Origin of the sequence: Pseudoalteromonas sp. S554, assembly GCF_005930865.1 — a bacterium.
Lineage (GTDB): Bacteria > Pseudomonadota > Gammaproteobacteria > Enterobacterales > Alteromonadaceae > Pseudoalteromonas > Pseudoalteromonas marina.
Genome location: NZ_PNDV01000093.1, coordinates 13,365 through 34,496 on the forward strand (window position 1 = coordinate 13,365; position 21,132 = coordinate 34,496).

Genomic DNA, 21,132 nt, shown 5'->3' on the forward strand with positions numbered 1-21,132 from the left:
CCTTTTATCTGACAGGAAAACTATGCGCTCTATATACTGCGGACAGCTAAATAAAACTCACGTAGATCAAGAAGTTGAACTATGTGGCTGGATCAACAAACGACGTGACCTTGGTGGACTTATCTTTGTCGATTTACGCGATAGAGAAGGTTTAGTACAAGTTGTATTCGATCCAGAAGTTGAAGGACTCATGGATACAGCGAACAAGCTTCGCCAAGAATTTTGTGTTCAGTTAAAAGGGGTTGTACGTGCTCGCCCAGAAAGCCAAGTAAATAAAGATATGGCAACAGGCGAAGTGGAAATTTTAGGCACCGAGCTTACAATTATCAATCGCTCAGAGCCATTGCCGCTTGATTTTAACCAAACAAACTCTGAAGAGCGCCGCTTAAAGTACCGCTACTTAGACCTTCGTCGCTTAGAAATGAGCGACCGCATTAAATTACGTGCTAAAGCAAGCAGCTTTGTTCGTCGCTTTTTAGATGAAAACGGCTTTTTAGACATCGAAACACCGGTACTTACAAAAGCAACGCCAGAAGGTGCTCGCGATTACTTAGTACCAAGCCGTGTGCATAAAGGCAGCTTTTACGCATTACCGCAATCGCCGCAATTATTTAAACAATTGTTGATGATGTCAGGCTTTGATCGTTACTACCAAATTGTTAAATGTTTCCGTGATGAAGATTTACGTGCCGATCGCCAACCTGAATTTACTCAAATAGATTTAGAAACCTCGTTCATGAGCTCGGATCAAGTACGTGGTATGACGGAAAAAATGATTCGTGAAATGTGGCAATCGTTACTTAACGTTGACTTAGGCGACTTCCCGATTATGCCTTATTCTGAGGCGATGAGCTTATATGGTTCTGATAAGCCAGACTTACGTAACCCAATGAAATTAGTAGACGTTGCTGATTTAGTGAAAGATGTTGAGTTTAAAGTATTCTCAGGCCCTGCAAACGACGAAAAAGGCCGTGTTGCTGTATTAACAGTACCGGGTGGCGCTAAGCTTTCGCGTAAGCAACTTGATGATTACACTAAGTTTATTGGTATTTACGGTGCTAAAGGCTTAGCATGGATGAAAGTAAACGACCGTGATGCAGGCGCTGAAGGCGTGCAATCGCCAATCGCTAAATTCTTAAACGAAGATGTGATCACACAGTTACTTGAGCGTACTAATGCACAAACTGGCGATATCATTTTATTCGGTGCAGATAAGCGCAACACAGTAAATGAAGCCATGGGTGCACTACGCCTTAAAATTGGTGTAGATTTAGAAATCACTAATCTTAACAGTTGGGCACCACTTTGGGTTGTAGACTTCCCAATGTTTGAAGAAGACGACGAGGGCACATTACACGCTGTGCACCATCCGTTCACCGCACCAAAAGATATTAGCGCAAGTGAGCTTGAAGCAAACCCTGCAGCGGCTATTTCAGATGCCTACGATATGGTATTAAACGGCTACGAAGTGGGCGGTGGCTCGGTACGTATACATAATGCAGATATGCAAGAAGCAGCATTTAGAATTTTAGGAATTGATGCACAAGAGCAACAAGACAAATTTGGCTTTTTACTTGATGCCCTTAAATACGGTACACCGCCACATGCAGGTTTAGCATTTGGTCTAGACCGTTTAGTTATGCTTTTATGCGGAACAGATAACATTCGTGACGTTATTGCTTTCCCTAAAACTACACAAGCATCTTGTTTATTAACCGACGCGCCAAGTAAAGCGAACAATGATTCGTTAACTGAGCTTGCAATAAGTGTGGTAGAAAAATCAGCCGCTAGCGAAGAGTAATTTGAGCTGAGTTTACAGCATTGAATTTAAAACCCTTAAGTTGTTTGCTTAAGGGTTTTTTTGTGGTTAAATTTAGCGCAGATTATAATTTAACCACTATGAAAAGGAATTCCCATGTCAATTAATCTCACTTTATTTGGCGAGTTTTTAACATTTTTCATCTTATTTTGTATTCCTATTTTTGCGCTTATTAGCTACAAAATTGGCAAGCGAAAAAGCACCAGCCCAGGTGTTTTAGCTTTTGTAGGCGGGTGCTTAGCATTATTTCCATTATTTGGGCTTATTTATATTGCAGTGCTTGCGCTAAGAAAAGATTTGCCAGAGAGAGGCGACTACAGCCATTGATAATTGTGAAGAGGAAAGCGTTAAGTAAAAAGTTTAACTAAAACATTAGAAGCAAAGACGATGCCTAAGCTTCTAAACGTTACATGCGTTGTTTAATTATCGGCTAGGACCATTTTTATTGCGTGCACTGGCTAGTTGCCTAGCAATTGCTAGTAACGCCGGCGAAATATCGTCAGCGCCATTTTTAATTAAAGCAGTAACATCACCAGATGAAAACAGCCCATCACGCGGTGATTTAATTCCTAATTCACGAACAAAGTCCTTTGTTTTACCTGTACTGCCGGTTTCAATAAACTTAAATATAATCCGTTCATTGTTGTTTTTAGCGGGTGTTTTTAATGTGCTAATTTCATCATTAATTAAGGCTAACTTTTCTTCTAGAATTTCAATGCGCTGTTCAATGGTGCTGTATGATTTCATGTATCGGATCTTTTACTGAGTATATTGGAACAATTGCCTCTATTATCGCACAATTTTGTGTTTGCGGCTGTTAGTCTTTTTCAACATTTTTTAATCTGCAATTTAAATGTAAATAAATTTGGTATAACCACACAGACTACTATTACTTTTAAGGCTGTCATTAATAGTATAAAACGCCTAAACTAACCCGCATTAATTATAATAAACAATACGTTAAGTAATATGCATAAAACACTTTTTTACCTCACACTTCTTTTCACAAGTGTAAGCTCCTATGCCAGCGAAACATATATTACAGACATTAGCCGTGATCGTGAGATCCCAATTAGCATTTCGTTGCCAACAAATAACGTTAAATGCAGCAAACAAAATAAATGCCCAGTTGCCTTTATTAATGCAGGGTATGGTATGGCTCACAATAGCTATACTTTTGCCAGTGATGAATTTAACAAACAAGGCTATTTAGCCATTGCAGTGGGCCATGAATTAAAAACAGATCCTATGTTAAATGTGCATCCACCTTATATGGCAACTCGCATGGAGAACTGGCACCGCGGTGTGGTCACCCTTAAATTTTTAGTTAATGAATTAGCAGCCAAATACACAGAGTATGATTTTTCAAAGCTCACTTTATTTGGTCATTCTAATGGTGGAGATATTTCAGCCTTGTATGCTGCAATGTATCCTGATGAAGTCAGTGACTTAATTACGCTTGATCATCGCCGCATGTTACTGCCTCGTAATAAAGATATTCGTGTACTTACCCTTAGAGGTAGTGATTACCCGGCAGATGCCGGTGTGCTCTTAAGCGAAAAAGAGCTGAGTGAGTTTCCGGTTACTCAATTACGTATAGAAAAATCGCGCCATAACGATATGTATGATGGTGGTCCTGACTGGTTGGTTGATAGAATGAGTAAAGAAGTTGCTAAGTTTATAAATTAGCAGGTTAACGCGCCGTTTTAGCAGCGCGTAATGGTAAGTTTTCCTTATGCGTAATTTACGTAGCGGTTTGCCCAATGTGCAATAATTGTTGCTGCGTAATCGGCATCGTTTTTATTTGTCAGTAAATGATCGGCGTTATCTAGACTTATAAAGCTTTTTGGGTGCTTAGCGGATGCGTAAATTTTTTCAGCTTCAGTAATGTTTACGGTTGTATCAACCGGTGAGTGCATGACTAATAAAGCGCGTTTAAGTTTACTTATGTGGCTTTTATCGTATTTAGCTATATCGTCGATAAATTGCTTTTTAATGGTAAATTCACGCCCAGCTAAACTCACTTTTGCTTCGCCAGCTGCGTTTATTTCATCTAAATGGGCTTCAAAATTATGTGCTACATGTTGTGCATCTGACGGTGCGCCAATGGTTGTAATAGCTGTCACCTCAGGAATATATTGTGCAGCAGCAAGCACTGCGGCACCCCCTAAACTGTGACCAATGAGTAATTGCGGTGCTTTAAAGTGCGCTCGTAAATGATCAGCAGCAGATACTAAGTCTTGAATGTTTGATGAAAAGTTACTGTTTGCAAAGTCGCCATCGCTGTTGCCTAGGCCGGTAAAATCGAAACGAAGTACAGCGATTCCTTGCTGTGTTAAAGCACGACTAATACGTGTTGCTGCTGCAATGTCTTTACCGCAGGTAAAACAATGGGCAAAGAGGGCATAAAATTTTACTTCATCATCGGGGAGTTCAAGTTGTCCGGCAAGTTCTAAATTACCACTTTTAAAAGATACTTTTTGTCGCATGGGTCGCCTTTTTGAACAAATAAAATACGTTGTAATACTAGACCATACATATGCATCAATGTGTGCAAATTCAATCATTTTTATTTATTGATCTTGATCAATACACCCTTTGATGGGGGCGCTTTGCGGACATATGTCCTTATGTTTTTGGGGCTGTTTGTCTATCCTCGCATGGCGCTATAATGAAGTCCTTGCTACTTTATATACATAAAAGTACTTGAAGTACCTAACTTCAAATAACCTATTCACTGGAACGTACAATGCAATTACCTACTGTTGATTATAAAGCTCCCGATGCGGCTGCACAATTTGTTGAATCGTTAAGAAATACTGGATTTGGTGTTTTAAAAAACCACCCAATTCCACAGTCTTTAGTTGAGTCTATTTACAAAAACTGGCAAGACTTTTTTAACTCAGAGCAAAAGCACGACTTTTTATACTCTAAAGAAACACAAGACGGTTACTTTCCGCCTTCAGTGTCTGAAGTAGCTAAAGGCTTTACCGTTAAAGACATAAAAGAGTACTTTCATGTTTATCCAAAAGGGCGTGTACCTGCTGAGCTTGAAGCTGATGTACGTGAGTACTACCGCTTAGCAAACGAGTTTGCTGCAACACTTTTAAGCTGGGTTCAAGCTGAGGCGCCTGCCGATGTGCGTGCTAAGTTTTCGATTGATCTAAAAGACATGATTGCAGACTCTGATCAAACATTGCTACGTATTCTACATTACCCACCAATGACTGGTGATGAAGAGCCAGGCGCAATTCGCGCAGCTGCACATGGCGACATCAACTTACTAACTGTATTACCAGCGTCAAACGAGCCGGGCTTACAAGTTCAAAAGACAGACGGCGGTTGGTTAGATGTACCATGTGATTTTGGTAGCTTAATTATTAACATTGGCGATATGCTGCAAGAAGCATCTGGCGGCTATTTCCCGTCTACTATTCACCGAGTTATTAATCCAACAGGCAAAGCGTCTACTAAGTCGCGTATTTCATTACCGCTGTTTTTACACCCGCGCCCAGATGTTGTACTTTCAGAGCGTTACACCGCAGATAGCTACTTGCAAGAACGTTTACGCGAGCTAGGTGTTAAGTAATACCTGAGCTTAATTAAGCCTTACTTCTAGGTTTTTAAGCATTAACAAAAAACGGCTTTTAGCCGTTTTTTGCGTTTTAAGCTTAGTAATATATGGCTTCAATTGAGTGCAAAGTAAATAATGGCATGCATTCTAGCCCACGACAGGTATAATGCGCGCAACTGGCCGTTTTGGCCTTATTTAAAAGAGAGTTTATATGAGTTTTGAAGGTCTAGGTTTATCACAGTCTTTAGTTAATGCGGTTTTAGAAAAGGGCTATGAAACGCCAACGCCAATTCAGGCTCAAGCAATTCCTGCAATTATAGAGCGTCGCGATGTAATGGCGGCAGCACAAACTGGCACAGGTAAAACAGCGGGTTTTACGCTTCCACTTATCGAACGTTTATCTACGGGTCCAAAAGCGAAAAGTAACCATGTACGTGCGCTTATTTTAGCGCCTACACGTGAACTTGCACTTCAGGTAAGCGAAAACGTTGAAGAGTACGCTAAGCATTCAAACGTGAGTTCGTTTGTTGTGTATGGTGGGGTTAAAATTAACCCGCAAATGCAGCGCCTTCGTAAAGGTGTCGATATTTTAGTGGCAACACCTGGGCGTTTAATTGATTTACATAATCAAAATGCCGTTAAGTTTGATAGCGTAGAAGTGCTCGTTTTAGATGAAGCCGACCGCATGCTCGACATGGGGTTTATTCACGACATTAAACGCCTTATTGCTAAAATGCCTGCTAAGCGCCAAAACCTCATGTTTTCGGCTACGTTTTCAGATGATATTCGAGCGTTAGCTAAAGGATTAATAAACGATCCGGTTGAAATTTCAGTCGCTGCAAAAAACACCACAGCTAAAAGTGTAACGCAAAGCGTTTACGCGGTAGATAAAGGCCGTAAAACAGCTTTACTAAGTCATTTAATTCGTAGTAACGATTGGCAGCAAGTTTTAGTATTTAGCCGCACTAAACACGGTGCAAACCGATTGGTTAAACAACTTGAGCGCGACGATATCGTAGGCGCAGCTATTCATGGTAATAAATCGCAAGGCGCACGTGTAAAAGCGTTAGATGGTTTTAAAAGTGGCGAAGTACGTGTACTTGTAGCCACTGATATTGTGGCACGTGGCCTTGATATTGTTGAGCTTCCGCATGTTGTTAACTACGACTTACCAAATGTGTATGAAGATTATGTTCACCGTATTGGCCGAACAGGACGTGCGGGTGCATCGGGCCATGCAATTTCGTTTGTTACAATTGATGATGCAGTCGATTTATACGGTATTGAACGCTTTATTGGTGAGCTTATTCCTCGTGCTGAAGAAGAGGGCTTTGAACCAGTAAACCCAGTAGCAGAACGCGCATTAGACGCACGCCCATTACCTGCTAAAAAGCCAAAGAAAAAGCAACCTTTTAACAAGCCTAAATCTGATAGCAGTAAGCCAAATAGTAAAAAGCCAAATAATGGCGGCAACGGTACTGGCCCTCGTCGCGGTGGCTCTAAAAAGCCTGCTGCTAAAAAAGATGATAACGCACAAAATCCCTGGGCAAAGCGTCAGTCGGTAGGCGGAAACGGTCAGCGCCGTCGCCGTCCAAATAATAATGACTAATTAGGTTTAGTTAGTTTTAATAAAAACGCGCTTACTTTAAACGGTAGCGCGTTTTTTAATGTATTAAATACCTTACTATTAAACCTACAAACAAAGTTACACTTACGCTAAGTAGTGTGCCTAACATTACGTATTCGGTGAGCTTTTTATCTTTACTGGCGCTTAAATCGCCAAACCTAAAGACCGACTTAGCCGCTAATAAAAATCCAACCCCCGCAAATTGATCGAGTAAAATAAAGCTCAGCATTAATACGCGCTCCAACATGCCAATACTTTGCCCTGCAAGTACTAAGCTGCCTTTACTGCTAAAGTTACCCGTTAAACGCTCTAGCATCATTCTAATAAATACTGCACTTGGGCTTAAAATAATTAAATAACCGCACACAACCCACAGCACATTTGGGTTAGTGACAAGTGAATATAGGGTATCTAAAAAGTGTGTATTATCGCTCAGCCATACGCTTAAGTAGATTATTACGGCTATGTGGGCAAGTTGATCCAATAAAAAGGGCACGACACCTTTGCTTGAGTAAGATTTGGCTATATCAATTGCGTAATGACTAAGCATAATAACGGCGGTTGCTATTACAACACTGCTAATTTGTTGCCAGCCATAAGTGTATTCCCAAGCGCTAATAATTATTGCGCTAGTGACCCCATGGACCAATACATGAAAATACAGTTTAGTTGCTTTGAAGTGGCGGGAGTTTCTGTCGTTAACCCAGCTCATAGGTTGCCAGTAAAAATCAGCCAATAAATGGCCAATAATTAGGGCTACGAGTAAAAGCGAAAAAGCCATTAGCTTCTCCCTTGATTTATATTTTTTATGATGTTGCTCGCATGCTCTAAAAACCGTTCGATAAGTTGGTAATGGGCTAAATTAAGTAGCTTAGTTACGTTTTCTCTGCTGGTTTTAAGATCTTTTGCTAAAGCTGCATGGCTATTATCTGTACTGGTTAAATAGGCGTACAAAGCATTGGCTTGTTTTTGTGTTATTTTAGTAAGGAGTACATCAGCAAAGGCTAAATTGAGGTTTAAACTTTCATGGATGTTTTGAGGAGGCGTATTAAATAAAAACCGTTGATTGGCTATTTTATCAAGGCCATGACCCGAAAGAGTAAATGCTGAACCTGTAGCTGTTTTTATATCATTGCGCGGGTTATCTATTTCCCCAATAGCCATACTTTGTCTGACTTCGTACCCTGATACCTTCAAATATAAATAAATTAAAACGGCATGCTTAAACAAATACTCAGGGTCATTAATTTGTAATTGAAAAGAATCGCCTCGATAAATATTCCAAAGTGTACTCTCGCCCGATACACAACGTAAACTTTGCTCTAGCTCATAAAGCATGGCATCGTATTGCTGTTTAGGAATAGTTTGCGATTTAATAATATCGCCGCTGATCACACCAATCATAACAATCCAAATTAGTTACTTTTTAAAATGTAACCAAAAATGGTTACATAGCGTTATGTAACTAATTTAGGTTACTTAAAAGCAAATAGCAAGGTACACTGAGTTTAAATTATTTCGCTATAGCTATTATTCTAACTAGGGCATTACATGACTTCATTTAACTCGCAGCAAAACATTAAACCACGTGTAGGCATATTTGTTGACGTACAAAACATTTATTACACGTGTAGAGAAAGCTATAGTAAAAACTTTGATTACAATGCTTTTTGGCGAGTTATTCAGGAGCAGTACGAAATAGATTGTGCATTTGCTTACGCTATTTATCGTGGAGATGAAAAGCAAAATCAGTTTCAAAATATTTTGAGAGCGATTGGGTTTGAAGTAAAACTAAAGCCGTTTATTCAGCGCCGAGATGGCAGTGCTAAAGGCGACTGGGACGTAGGCATAACGATAGATATGTTAGAGCATGGAAAAAATCTCGATAAAGTAATTTTGCTCTCGGGCGACGGTGATTTTGCACTGTTACTTGCTCATTTAAAAAATCAATATAATGTGCCGTGTGATGTTTATGGAGCAGATAAGTTAACCGCTGAAGTACTCAAACAAAGTGCAGAACAGTTTCATTTGATTGATGATAATTTATTACTTTAAAGCTTACAAAAAAGAGGCTAAGTGCCTGCAACATGAGAGTTTTTAATACAGAGCTTATATAGTTTAATATAGGCTTTATTGTTGCTGTAATAAATTGGGTTTGCTCGTCGGTTATGTTAATTTTAAGCGATAACGAGTAATTAAGGATTTACATGCTCAACTACAGTGATATGCCGCTTGATAGATGCTCCAATGTGCGAAAAGACCCAATATGGCTAAAAGGTCAATTGTCGTCGCAAAGCGTGTGGCTTTTGGTAAAAAACAACGAGACATTATTTATTAAAAATACGCCTCAAATAAAGTTTTTACCGTACGAGAAAATTGCACAGCTAAACTTAACCAATGCCCTATTTTTAGGCTTAAAAACCACACAGCAGGGGGTGTTTGCCCTCGATGTATCTACTATTGATGACACAACACTTACCCCCATAATAAGTGGCGCAGAGTTTATGGATATTCGTAAACAGGGCCCACTTGTTGATATAAAAGAGGGGTCTATTGCTGCACTTGCCCGCGGATTGTGTTACTGGCATGCAACGCATCGTTTTTGTGGGCGTTGTGGCAGTAAAAACCACTTAGTTGAAGCAGGACATTCTCGTTTATGTGAAAACGAGCGCTGTAAACACCCTACTTTTCCTCGTACTGACCCTGCGGTAATTATGGTTGTAACTAAAACGTTTGCTGATGGCATTGAGCGATGTTTGCTTGGCCGCCAAGCAATGTGGCCCACGGGAATGTATTCGTCATTAGCCGGCTTTGTAGACCCAGGTGAAACTTTAGAGCAAGCTGTTGCCCGTGAGGTAAAAGAAGAGGCAGGGATTGACGTTGATGACGTAACTTATGTGGCCTCTCAGCCATGGCCATTTCCTTCATCTATCATGCTTGGCTTTTTTGCAAAGGCAACGTCTGAGCAAATTAACGTAGATAAAGATGAGCTTGATGATGCTAGGTGGTTTAGCCGTGAAGATTTGGCAAACTTTGGTAATTGGCATGACGAAGGAGATCATTTAAAACTTCCTCGTACTGATTCTATTTCTCGCTATTTAATTGAACATTGGCGTACTAATCCATAAGGAATAACCATGTCGAGTAACAGTAATAAAAATACTCAGCTTGTGTCATCTGGGCGCAAAAAAGCTTACACCCATGGTGTAGTAAACCCCGTTGTGCAGCGCGCATCAACGGTGGTATTTGATTCGGTTGCAGAACTTAAAGAAGCGGCGAAGAAGCGTGGCGATAAAACCCTTTTTTATGGGCGTCGTGGCACAACCACCCATTTTGCATTACAAGAAGCAATTACCGATTTAGAAGGCGGTGAAGGGTGTGCACTTTATCCGTGCGGGGCTGCTGCAATTAGCCAAGCGCTATTGTCGTTTTTAAAAAGTGGCGACCATATTTTAATGGTTGATAATGCGTATGAGCCTACTCGCGATTTTTGCGATAAAATTTTAGCAGGCCTAGGTATTACCACTACTTATTATCCGCCAACAGTTGGTGCAAGTATAAAAGATTATATTAAGCCAAATACCAAGGTGTTATTTTTAGAATCGCCAGGCTCCATAACGATGGAAATTCAAGACGTCCCTGCCATGGTAAACGTAGCCAAAGAACATAATGTAATGACCATGCTGGATAATACCTATGGAAACGGTCTTCATTACCGTCCGCTAGAACATGGCGTAGATATTAGTATTCAAGCGGCAACAAAGTACATTGTTGGCCATTCAGATGTAATGATGGGGGTTGCAGTGGCTAATAAAAAATATTGGCCAACGCTGCGCGAGCATTCTTACTTACTAGGTCAGTGTACAAGTGCTGACGATGCATACTTAGCATTACGCGGTTTACGCACGATGAGCGTGCGTTTAAATCAGCATGAAAAGGCGGCGATAGAGGTGGCAAAATGGCTTGAACAGCATGAGTTAGTTGATCATATTCGCCATCCAGCCTTTGAAACCTGCCCAGGCCATGCGTTTTTTAAGCGTGACTTTGACGGCAGTAATGGCTTGTTTTCAATTGTTATGAAAACAGGGAATCAAAAAGCGATAGATGCATTTTTAGATAGCCTTCAGCATTTTAAGATGGGTTTTTCGTGGGGTGGCTTTGAAAGTTTAGTTACCGCTAATTTAACCATGAAAGGGTTGCGCTCAACCACCGGGTGGGATCTAGGACCGGTTATTAGATTGCATATTGGCCTTGAAGATATCGATGACTTAATAGCTGATTTAACCCAAGCGCTTGAGGTATACAAGCTGCATTTATAACTATGCGCTAGTTACATTTAAATGGTTTGTTACAAAGCTCACTCTTCGTGGGCTTTTTTTTGCTGGTAATTCAAGGTGTTTACACTTAGGGTAGTTATATTAGGCTTTGAACTAAAGCATGAGCAACGTCATTAAGGATAGTCAATGGCAACACCATTACCAATAAACGTAGGGCGATTAACGCAAATTGCGGGATTTGAGCTTGTACGTATGTTTTTAACTAAACGTGGGCTTATAGCCCTTGCGGCATTTGCGCTCGTTTGGTTAATTATTTTGCGCTACCCGATAGGGCAAGCGGTGAGCATTATTAGCTCCCCAAACTTTGAGCAAATAGCCCGCGATATTTCAGGCTCAATTGGCTTGAGTAAACTTCTTGATTGGCCTGAAGCCGAGTTTGCTATGTATTGGCTAATTGCTTTGTACAGTTTTCCTGTGTTTAGTTTATTTATTTGTAGTGACCAAACAGTGGGTGACAGAGAGCGCGGTACACTTAGGTTTTTATCATTACGTTCAACCCGATTTGAAATTTTGTTTGGCCGGTTTATAGGGCAATTAGCGGTATTAACGTGTTTGGTCGCAATTACTCTTGTAGCCACATTAGCGGTATTAGGGTATCGCGATCCGAGCTTGTTGGTAGGGGGCGTTGGCCGCGTACTGTCGATATTTTCAATTCTTATAGTTACATTTGCACCGTTTGTGGCGTTAATGACTTTAATTAATACTTTTGCACGTTCATCGCGGTTATCAATTGTACTCGCTATTTTATATTTTACAGCGGGTGGAATTGTAGTGGGTTTACTACAGTGGCAAATACCTGCATTAAGCGTGCTTGATTATTTATTCCCGGGTGTACAAATAGAGCAACTCGCCGGTCAAAACCTGCCATTATTAAGTGCCGTGGGAATACCACTTGTACAAACTGCTGTGTTACTGGCAGTGGCTCAACGTATTTTTGCAAGGAGCTCACTATGAATCCATTAATTACAGGGCGTAATTTAAGTAAGTCGTATGGGTCTAAACTTGCGCTTAATAATGTGAACTTTGAAATTGAGCAAGGTGCTCCTGTTGCTCTTGTTGGCCCAAATGGTGCGGGTAAAACAACATTATTTAGTTTGTTATGCGGCTATATAGCGCCCAGCAATGGTGAGCTTGAAATACTTGGTCATAAACCCGGCAGTGCCGCCTTATTTAATAAGGTCAGTGCTTTACCACAAGATGCGCAGCTCGATCCGCGTTTTAATATAGATAAACAACTTGCTTTTTACGCCAAATTACAAGGTATGAGTACCAAGCAAAGCCAAACAGAAGCATTGCGCGTGCTTGATTTAGTTGGGCTGCGTGAAATTGCTAAAAACCGTGCAGGTGATTTATCTCATGGTATGCGCAAACGTGTAACCATAGCGCAGGCTCTTATTGGTTCGCCGCAAATTGTTATGCTAGATGAGGCAACCGCAGGACTTGACCCTATTCATGCCAGAGAAGTACGTGAGTTGGTGTCAACGTTGAGCTCTGAAGCAACCTTTATTTTAAGCTCGCACGATTTAACTGAGCTTGAGCGGTTATGTTCCCAAGTGCTGCATTTAGATAAAGGCGTATTGAGTGAGCATCAAACAAAAGTAAATCAAACCGACAAACACTTTTACACATTAATGCTAAACGAGATGTATGAAAACGTTGAGCAACAGTTACAGTTACTCAATGGTGTAAGCTCTGTTTATATGAGCCAACACAAAGAGTATGTTATTGAATACACACAATCTGAGCAGGCACTTGATATTGCACTATTACAGTTTTGCCACCAACATAATTGGCAATACAGGCAATTGGTTAATGGCCATACATTAGAAAATCAAATTTTTAAACAGGAGAAAGCATAATGGGTTTATTAAGCGGATTAATGGGTAACGCAAGCGAAGTTGATGATTCTGATTTAGAAAAAGTACTCGCTAATACATTAATTGAGGGTGAGCACGTCGAAAAAGCCTATAAAGTTATTCGCGATATGTTCATTTTTACAAACAGGCGCTTAATTTTAATTGATAAGCAAGGTGTAACTGGTTCTAAAATGGAAATGGTGAGTATTGCTTACTCTAAAATTACCAAGTTTAGTAAAGAGAGTGCAGGGCACTTTGATTTGGATGCTGAACTTAAAATTTGGATTGGATCTGACCCAACGCCACTTACAAAAGAGTTTAAAGCAGGCGATAACATTAATGAAGTTTATAGAGTAATTAGCCAACACGCTCTATAATTGTACAACTACTTTAAGTAGTTGTTGACTAAATGTTGCAACTACTTTAATTTTACAGTTTCTTACACCTCCCTACAATTAACTCAACAAATACAATGGTTTAATTAAGTTTTCATTCAGTTTCCCGGCGTTAGCATGTGCCCACTTTAGTAATTTAGCTAAAGCATAAAACGCAATGTACATAGGGAAGTCTTACAATGAAAAAATTAGCAGTTATTATTTCAAGCATTTTATTATCTAGCACTGCGGCTGCTGCAGACAGCTATAACTCAATCAGTAACTTAAGTTACAAAGACAGCGACAATAACGATACCGTTGCTGTAGATTCTATTTATTACCTATCACCTAAAAAAACATTAGGCCCGTACGACCAATTTGAATACATTAATAAACAAAGCAACATTTACGGTGCATACGCTGATGACGACTTTAGCGATACAACGTTAGTTGGTGGTGAGTACTTTATTAATGAATTTGTTATTGGTGCGTCATACACAAACCTTGATGTTGGCAATCATAACGAAGCATATACAATTTCAGGCGGTTACTTTTTTAACCCAGATTTGCTTGCAAAAGTGACGCTAGTTGAAAATAAAGATGGCGAAGACTTCGCTTTATTCGATTTGGCGTATAACCATATGCTTAACAGTACCGATTACATTGGTGTAACTGTTACTGCGGATGATGATTTTGATTACCGCGCCGTTGCTGCTAAATACTTTATTGATTTACAGCAAGGTAACTACTTAACATTTGAAGGTAAATACGAAAGCATTGATGATGCTGAAAACCAATGGGTGGCAGAAACGAATTACTATTTTTCAAAAGCGACCTCTGTATTTGCAAGCTACGATAAACAAGATACCTACAGCTTTGGTGCTCAGCACTTCATTAACAAAAATATTGGCCTTAAAGTAGGTTACGAGAACAATGCCGATGACTCTGATAATGATGCTTACTTTGCAAACATGCGTTTTCAGTTTTAATTAATAACACAATTTAAGTTTTCAGCTTAATTAAAATATAAGCCCGCTCATGCAGCGGGCTTTTGTATTGATAAGGCTTATACGTTTTATTTGTTAGTTGCTTTACCCATATCAAAATTAATAATTACAGACTAGTTTATTCTTTATTACCTAATTTACAGGCTTAGTAGACAGCGTATTTGCAATGATTGTATTTAAACTAAGATGGGTCATACTTAGGTTATTAATTTCTAATGTTAAAGGAATGTAGGCATGTCGGTATTTATCATTTTACTGGTTGTTATGGTGGTTATTTTTGCTGTTAAAGATATCCGCTTAAACCTGATCAGTAGACCCACGTTTAAAATGTTTAAAAAAGTACTTCCACCGCTTTCGCAAACAGAGCGAGAGGCTATGGAAGCAGGCGATGTTTGGTGGGATGGAGAACTATTTAGTGGTAACCCTGATTGGAAAAAATTACACAATTTTCCAAAGCCAGAATTGAGCGAAAAAGAAAACGCATTTATGGCTAATCAGGTTGAGACCCTAATGGCGATGCTAGATGATTACCAAATAGTGCAAAAAGATAAAGATTTGCCAATAGAAGTGTGGGATTACTTAAAAAAAGAAGGTTTTTTTGCATTAATCATTCCTGAAAAGTTTGGTGGGCGAGAGTTTTCGGCGATTGCTAATTCAACCATTGTTTCAAAAATTTCGACTAAGAGTTTAACTGCGGCGGTTACCGTAATGGTGCCAAATAGTTTAGGGCCGGGTGAGCTATTGCTGCATTACGGTACTAAAGAGCAGCAAGATCGCTGGTTACCAACGCTTGCCAATGGTGAAGATGTTCCATGCTTTGCACTTACAGGCCCAGAAGCAGGCTCTGATGCCGGTAGCATTCCAGACTCTGGCGTTGTATGTAAAGGAGAGCACAATGGTGAAGAAGTAATTGGCCTTCGTTTAAACTGGTCAAAACGTTACATTACCCTTGCACCCGTTGCCACCGTGTTAGGCCTTGCTTTTAAAATGTATGACCCCGATGGTTTATTAGGAGACGAAAAAGAGCTTGGTATCACGTGCGCACTTATTCCAACCGATCACCCTGGAGTTAAAACAGGTGAGCGCCATTACCCACTTAATATGGCATTTATGAACGGTACAACTTATGGTGAAGACGTGTTTATTCCGCTTGACTGGATTATTGGTGGACAAGAGTGTGCGGGGCGTGGCTGGCGCATGCTGGTGGAGTGTTTAAGTGCAGGGCGTGGTATTTCGCTGCCGGCTTTAAGTGCTGCAACCGGTCACCTAGCGGCTAAAATGACTTCAGCATATGCCGTAGTTCGCCAACAATTTGGTGTATCTATTGGGCAATTTGAAGGTGTGCAAGAAGCGCTTGCTCGCATTGGTGGCTTAACTTACACACTAGAGTCATGTCGGTTAATGACGGCTGGCGCAATCGATTTAAAACTTAGCCCTTCGGTTGTCACCGCTATTGCCAAATACCATATGACGGAAATGGGTCGTACAGTCATGAATGATGCGATGGATATTCATTCAGGCAAAGGCATTCAGGTGGGGCCAAATAACTATTTGGCACATGGTTATATGGGAATACCGGTGTCTATTACGGTAGAAGGCGCAAATATTTTAACTCGAAATTTAATGATATTTGGCCAAGGTGCGACCCGTTGTCACCCCTTTGTTCTAAAAGAAATGGAGGCCGCTGCACTTGAAGACGACGATGCTGCTCTGAATCAATTTGATGGTTTATTAATGAACCATATATTATTTGCTGTAAGTAATGCCAGCATGGCATTTATACATGGTTTAACACGTAGTTACTTTGCAAAAGCGCCTGTTGGCGGCGAAACAGCAGTTTATTACAAGCACCTAAGCAGAATGAGCAGAGGCTTAGCTATTTGTACCGACGTAGCCATGTTAATGTTAGGTGGTGAGCTCAAACGCAAAGAGATGATATCTGCCCGATTAGGCGACGTATTGAGCCAGTTGTATTTAGCTTCTACTGTTTTAAAACGCTACGAAGACGAAGGTCGTCAACAAGCAGACTTACCTTTTGTTAAATATGCGATAGAAACATCGTTATTTGAAATTGGCCAAGCGTTTGATGGCTTTTTCAAAAATTTCTCAAACCCGATTATTAATTTTGTGCTTAAGCGTATTGTATTTCCAATTGGCAATCATTACGAAAAACCAAGCGATGAAATTGCACAACGTATTTGCGAGCATATGACACAACCAGGTGTGTTTAGAAATCGCTTAACTCATTTGTGTTATGTAGATGAAAACGCAGGTACAGGGGTAATGGAAAATGCATTTTTAGCTATGCACGATATGCAGGCTCAATTCAAAGATTTAAAACAATGGCAGCGCAAGGGTAATATTCCTGCAACGCTCGATATTGAAGGTGCGATTAACTTTGCATTAGACAATGATTTAGTAACGCAAACCGATGCCGATGCTATGCACCATGCCAATAAGCTACGTAAACAAGCAATAGCGGTTGATAACTTTCAGCAAGGCGAGTTGTAGCTAATTATTTGAACTGTAAATAAAAAAGGCCTTACAAGTGTAAGGCCTTTTTTCAATATAATGATTAGCGTGCGTATGGGTCAGCAACTATTTTGTCGATATACCATTTACCTTTTTTACGTAGCATTTTTACGCTACGCATGTCATCTATTTTGTTACCATTTAAATAACCGGTGAAAATAAGATTTATTTTAGCATTGTCACCATACTGTTCGCGTACACTCATATTGGTCATATCGACTTCAATAATAACCTCATCGTACTGCATATTAACTAAGTTACGAGTAAATTGTTTAGCTGTACCGTACGACTTCATGATTCGCGTAAGGTTGGGTGTTGCCATGGTTGTTGCTTTTTGAAGGTCTTGCTGATTGTACAAGGCATCAAAATAGGCTGTTGCAGTGTCTCCGGGTGAATCACCAAGTTTTTTTACATCATCGCTACAGGCAACTAAAAACAAACACAGAATAAGGCTGACTAAATAGGTTATTTTTTTCATGTTAATTTTTGTTAGTTAGTTTTATTTAAGTGTGTGGTGAATTAGCTAATATGTAAAGACATGGAAGGTAAATAAAAAGATATTGCAGAGTAAATAATAAAAAAGGATGCCTAGGCATCCTTTCAAAAAAAGGTTAGCTATGATTATTGAACAAGCTCTTGGTCACTAAATTCCTCATCAAATAGTGGGCTTGATAAGTAACGTTCAGTGGCACTTGGTAAAATTACAACTATATTTTTGTCGGCATTTTCTGGTTTTTCAGCAATGCGTTTTGCTGCCACTACAGCAGCGCCAGATGAAATACCCACTAGTATACCTTCTTTTTTCATTAGCTCATGTGCCATAGCAATTGCATCTTCGTTAGATACTTGCTCTGCAGCATCTATTAGGCTCATGTCTAGGTTTCCAGGGATAAATCCTGCGCCAATACCTTGGATTTTATGTGGCCCTGGCTTAACTTCTTCACCGGCAAGTGTTTGGCTGATCACTGGCGAATTAGTTGGCTCAACAGCAATAGACTTAACGTTTAGACCTTTTTCTGTTTTAAGGTAACGACTAACACCTGTTATAGTCCCGCCAGTACCTACGCCTGCTACAAAGTAATCCACTTTACCGTCAAGAGCATCAAAAATTTCTGGGCCCGTAGTCTCAAAGTGTATTTTTGGGTTTGCTGGATTCTCAAACTGCTGTAGCAAGATATACTTTTCAGGATCGGTGGCTTGAATCTCTTTTGCTTTTTGGATTGCACCATTCATACCTTTAGCACCGTCTGTAAGCACAAGGTTGGCACCCAGTGCTTTTAGAAGTTTACGACGCTCTAAGCTCATAGTGTTAGGCATGGTAAGCGTTAGTTTGTAACCACGTGCTGCGGCAACGAAGGCCAATGCAATACCTGTATTACCAGATGTAGGCTCGATAAGTTCTTTACCCTCAGTTAGCTGACCTGCTTTTTCAGCCTCCCAAATCATCGATGCACCAATGCGGCATTTTATACTAAAGCTTGGGTTACGCGCTTCCACTTTAGCGAATACATTCCCACCTGTAACACGTTTAAGTTTTACCAGTGGTGTATTACCGATACTAAGTGAGTTATCTTCAAAAATAGTAGACATAATGTTCCTTTGGATACAATCTGATCAACGTGCTAATAGCCTTTGCTACTAACTATATGTTGACACTTTACTGAGAGTTTAAAAAAATAAAAGTAAAGTTTGGCTATAAGATATATCTATTGAGCTTATAACTAAGTGAAATAAAAATCTATATTAGCTGTGCCTTTTGTTATTAGGTACGCACATTAAATTTAATGATAAGACGCTTTTGTTTGTTATGTCGGCTTTTTACTCATAAATAAACTAAATAGAAGCTTAAATATTTAAATAGGTGCAGACACCCATGTGGCCTAACGGCTAATAAATTGACTGATTTTTGAATATGATACTTTATCGAGACCAAATGTACTTTTTATTGATGATTATTTATGCAAACAAACTTTAGTTCAGCGGTTTTATGACACAAGCCAATCAAAACATGATAAAAACGTTTATCTAACAATAATTGAGTAATAAAAATGAAGTTAATCTTAAAGTTAATTGCCGGCATTGTGGCTGGTATATTGGTAGGCTTTTATGTGCCTTTGACAGGTGTTGAACTCTTATTTACGGTTAAAGAGTTAATTGGTCAAATTATTTCCTTCACTATTCCTCTTATTATTCTGTTTTTTATTGCTTCTGGTATTGCAGGGCTTCCTAAAGGCTCTGGCCACTTACTTGGTAAAACGGTTGGATTTGCATATAGCTCTACCGTTATCGCCGGCACGCTTGCATTTTTATTAGTCAGTGCTGTTATCCCATTTTTAAGTGGGGGTATTACGTTCGAAGCTGAAGTAGCCACTGAAATAGGCAGTTTTATTGATATAGAAATCCCACCATTAATGGGGGTGATGACTGCGCTTGCCACGGCTTTCATATTTGGTATTGGTATGAGCCAGCTTGAATTAGACACACTAAAAAAAGTATCGGATCAGGGTCGTGATGTAATAGATGCGTTATTGTCAAAAGTGATTATTCCGGCATTACCGTTTTATATTGCCGGTATATTTGCTGAAATGACTGTAGCTGGCACAGTGGTTGATACGCTGCAAACATTTGGCGTGGTGCTTATTGCAGCCCTTGTAATGCATTGGTTATGGTTAAGTGTTCTGTATATTGCAACAGGCATTTTATTGAAGCGTAATCCACTTGAGTTAGTTAAAAATATGCTACCTGCTTATTTTACTGCATTAGGTACTATGTCGAGTGCAGCAACTATTCCTGTGTCGTTGCAATCAAGTAAAGCAAATAATGTTAAAGAAGACGTAGCAAACTTTACAGTACCTTTATGTGCCACCATTCATTTGTCGGGTTCAACAATTACGATTGTTACGTGTGCCATGGCTGTTATGTTTTTATCACCCGGGATGGAAGTGCCATCGTTAATAGGTATGTTGCCATTTATATTTATGCTCGGTGTTGTGATGATTGCAGCGCCAGGCGCACCGGGTGGTGCGGTAATGTCGGCGCTTGGCTTACTGACAAGCATGCTTGGCTTTAATGAAGGAGCTGTGGCATTAATGATTGCACTGTACTTAGCACAAGACAGCTTTGGTACGGCATGTAATGTTACCGGTGATGGTATTATTGCATTATGGGTTGACCGTTTTAGTGAAAAGTCAGCCTCTTAAATCGCTGGGTACATTGATTTCAGTAGTTTTAACTTTAGTTAACGTGCCTGAGTGAGAGCGATAATATTAGTTATTGTTTCGCTTTAACTGTGTTAATGTGACAAATTAAATTATTTAGACGTGTGTAGTTGAGTTAATGAGGGTATTGCATTGATTAATGTACTTTTAGTTGATGATCATGAACTAGTACGAACTGGGATCAGACGCATATTAGATGATGTGCGTGGGTTTAAAGTTGTAGGTGAAGCAAAAGACGGTGAAGCCGCTGTTCAGTTTTGCCGACAGCACACACCTAATATTGTACTTATGGATATGAATATGCCTGGCATGGGGGGATTAGAGGCAACTAAAAAGATTTGTCGCTATTGCCCAGATGTAAAAATTATCGTTCTTACTGTTAATTGCGAAGACCCATTTCCGTCTAAAGTAATGCAAATTGGTGCTCATGGCTTTCTTACCAAAGGAGCTGGCTCTGATGAAATGGTTCGTGCCATTCGTTCAGTCCACGCCGGTCAACGCTACATTGCGCCTGAAATTGCACAACAAATAGCACTGGCACAGGTTACTGGTCGCACAGACGAAAATCCGTTCCAGAGTTTATCAGAACGCGAACTTCAAATAATGCTTATGATCACCAAAGGTGAAAAAGCACAAGATATTGCAGAGCGCTTAAACCTCAGTTCTAAAACAGTTAATAGCTATCGTTACCGTATGTTTGAAAAATTAAATGTAGGTGGCGATGTTGAACTTACACATTTAGCTATTCGTCATAAGATGATTGACATAGACGTGTCGTACTAACCCTT

20 protein-coding genes and 1 pseudogene are annotated in these 21,132 nt (G+C 39.9%); 15 read left to right on the top strand and 6 right to left on the bottom strand.

Annotation, left to right across the window (positions count from 1 at the left end; genetic code table 11):
* The first annotated feature begins 22 nt into the window (after positions 1–22).
* Entirely contained in the window at positions 23–1,801 is a 1,779-nt protein-coding gene (gene aspS, locus CWB65_RS17310; RefSeq protein WP_138741093.1) for an aspartate--tRNA ligase, read from the top strand.
* A gap of 114 nt (positions 1,802–1,915) precedes the next feature.
* Positions 1,916–2,146 (top strand): hypothetical protein, encoded by a 231-nt coding sequence (locus CWB65_RS17315; protein WP_010557107.1) that lies wholly within the window; start codon positions 1,916–1,918, stop codon positions 2,144–2,146.
* Positions 2,147–2,242: 96 nt separating this feature from the next.
* Here the strand turns inward: CWB65_RS17315 and CWB65_RS17320 are convergent, their stop codons facing one another.
* Entirely contained in the window at positions 2,243–2,566 is a 324-nt protein-coding gene (locus CWB65_RS17320) for a hypothetical protein (protein ID WP_006794033.1), read from the bottom strand.
* A gap of 222 nt (positions 2,567–2,788) precedes the next feature.
* Here CWB65_RS17320 and CWB65_RS17325 point away from each other — a divergent pair, with 222 nt between their 5' ends.
* On the top strand, positions 2,789–3,508 hold the full coding sequence (locus CWB65_RS17325; RefSeq protein ID WP_138741094.1) for an alpha/beta fold hydrolase: 720 nt from the start codon (positions 2,789–2,791) through the stop codon (positions 3,506–3,508).
* Positions 3,509–3,558: 50 nt separating this feature from the next.
* On the opposite strand, the pseudogene CWB65_RS17330 reads toward CWB65_RS17325, so the two are convergent.
* Positions 3,559–4,308: pseudogene (locus CWB65_RS17330) on the bottom strand (alpha/beta hydrolase family protein); the annotation flags it as partial.
* A gap of 260 nt (positions 4,309–4,568) precedes the next feature.
* On the opposite strand from CWB65_RS17330, the gene CWB65_RS17335 reads away from it, so the two are divergent.
* Together CWB65_RS17335 and CWB65_RS17340 are read left to right on the top strand one after the other, a co-directional pair.
* On the top strand, positions 4,569–5,408 hold the full coding sequence (locus CWB65_RS17335) for an isopenicillin N synthase family dioxygenase (protein ID WP_006794030.1): 840 nt from the start codon (positions 4,569–4,571) through the stop codon (positions 5,406–5,408).
* A gap of 196 nt (positions 5,409–5,604) precedes the next feature.
* Positions 5,605–7,002 carry a DEAD/DEAH box helicase gene (locus tag CWB65_RS17340; RefSeq protein WP_138741096.1) on the top strand — a complete coding sequence of 466 codons (1,398 nt, stop codon included), beginning with the start codon at positions 5,605–5,607 and terminating at the stop codon, positions 7,000–7,002.
* A 55-nt stretch (positions 7,003–7,057) separates the two neighbouring features.
* Here the strand turns inward: CWB65_RS17340 and CWB65_RS17345 are convergent, their stop codons facing one another.
* Together CWB65_RS17345 and CWB65_RS17350 are read right to left on the bottom strand one after the other, a co-directional pair.
* Positions 7,058–7,801 (bottom strand): DUF3307 domain-containing protein, encoded by a 744-nt coding sequence (locus CWB65_RS17345; protein ID WP_008132224.1) that lies wholly within the window; start codon positions 7,799–7,801, stop codon positions 7,058–7,060.
* On the bottom strand, positions 7,801–8,424 hold the full coding sequence (locus CWB65_RS17350) for a hypothetical protein (protein WP_008132226.1): 624 nt from the start codon (positions 8,422–8,424) through the stop codon (positions 7,801–7,803). Before CWB65_RS17350 ends, CWB65_RS17345 begins: the two co-directional genes overlap by 1 nt.
* Positions 8,425–8,571: 147 nt before the next feature.
* Here CWB65_RS17350 and CWB65_RS17355 point away from each other — a divergent pair, with 147 nt between their 5' ends.
* The 8 genes from CWB65_RS17355 to CWB65_RS17390 all read left to right on the top strand — a co-directional run bounded on the left by CWB65_RS17355 (position 8,572) and on the right by CWB65_RS17390 (position 17,105).
* On the top strand, positions 8,572–9,075 hold the full coding sequence (locus CWB65_RS17355; RefSeq protein ID WP_008132228.1) for a LabA-like NYN domain-containing protein: 504 nt from the start codon (positions 8,572–8,574) through the stop codon (positions 9,073–9,075).
* A gap of 152 nt (positions 9,076–9,227) precedes the next feature.
* The gene (gene nudC, locus CWB65_RS17360; protein ID WP_008132230.1) at positions 9,228–10,148 is read left to right on the top strand and encodes an NAD(+) diphosphatase; all 921 of its coding nucleotides are present in this window, start codon (positions 9,228–9,230) and stop codon (positions 10,146–10,148) included.
* Positions 10,149–10,157: 9 nt separating this feature from the next.
* The gene (locus CWB65_RS17365) at positions 10,158–11,339 is read left to right on the top strand and encodes a cystathionine beta-lyase (RefSeq protein ID WP_008132231.1); all 1,182 of its coding nucleotides are present in this window, start codon (positions 10,158–10,160) and stop codon (positions 11,337–11,339) included.
* A gap of 144 nt (positions 11,340–11,483) precedes the next feature.
* Positions 11,484–12,311: a DUF2705 family protein gene (locus CWB65_RS17370; RefSeq protein ID WP_039038051.1), complete on the top strand. Its 828-nt coding sequence runs from the start codon at positions 11,484–11,486 to the stop codon at positions 12,309–12,311.
* Complete coding sequence (locus CWB65_RS17375; RefSeq protein ID WP_138741097.1) at positions 12,308–13,216, top strand: ABC transporter ATP-binding protein; 909 nt, start codon at positions 12,308–12,310, stop codon at positions 13,214–13,216. Before CWB65_RS17370 ends, CWB65_RS17375 begins: the two co-directional genes overlap by 4 nt.
* Positions 13,216–13,590 carry a PH domain-containing protein gene (locus tag CWB65_RS17380; protein ID WP_138741098.1) on the top strand — a complete coding sequence of 125 codons (375 nt, stop codon included), beginning with the start codon at positions 13,216–13,218 and terminating at the stop codon, positions 13,588–13,590. Before CWB65_RS17375 ends, CWB65_RS17380 begins: the two co-directional genes overlap by 1 nt.
* A gap of 197 nt (positions 13,591–13,787) precedes the next feature.
* Positions 13,788–14,576, top strand: a complete 789-nt coding sequence (locus CWB65_RS17385) for a putative porin (RefSeq protein WP_006794020.1) — start codon at positions 13,788–13,790, stop codon at positions 14,574–14,576.
* Between the two features lie 252 nt (positions 14,577–14,828).
* Entirely contained in the window at positions 14,829–17,105 is a 2,277-nt protein-coding gene (locus CWB65_RS17390; RefSeq protein ID WP_138741099.1) for an acyl-CoA dehydrogenase, read from the top strand.
* Between the two features lie 64 nt (positions 17,106–17,169).
* Here the strand turns inward: CWB65_RS17390 and CWB65_RS17395 are convergent, their stop codons facing one another.
* Both CWB65_RS17395 and cysK read right to left on the bottom strand, forming a co-directional pair.
* Entirely contained in the window at positions 17,170–17,604 is a 435-nt protein-coding gene (locus tag CWB65_RS17395) for a hypothetical protein (RefSeq protein ID WP_008132238.1), read from the bottom strand.
* Positions 17,605–17,747: 143 nt separating this feature from the next.
* A complete protein-coding gene (gene cysK, locus CWB65_RS17400; protein WP_006794017.1) occupies positions 17,748–18,716 on the bottom strand; it encodes a cysteine synthase A in 969 nt (322 codons plus the stop codon).
* Positions 18,717–19,174: 458 nt separating this feature from the next.
* On the opposite strand from cysK, the gene CWB65_RS17405 reads away from it, so the two are divergent.
* A complete protein-coding gene (locus CWB65_RS17405) occupies positions 19,175–20,326 on the top strand; it encodes a dicarboxylate/amino acid:cation symporter (protein WP_138741100.1) in 1,152 nt (383 codons plus the stop codon).
* 150 nt (positions 20,327–20,476) lie between these two features.
* Positions 20,477–21,127 carry a UvrY/SirA/GacA family response regulator transcription factor gene (gene uvrY, locus CWB65_RS17410; RefSeq protein ID WP_006794015.1) on the top strand — a complete coding sequence of 217 codons (651 nt, stop codon included), beginning with the start codon at positions 20,477–20,479 and terminating at the stop codon, positions 21,125–21,127.
* The last annotated feature ends 5 nt before the right edge of the window (positions 21,128–21,132 follow it).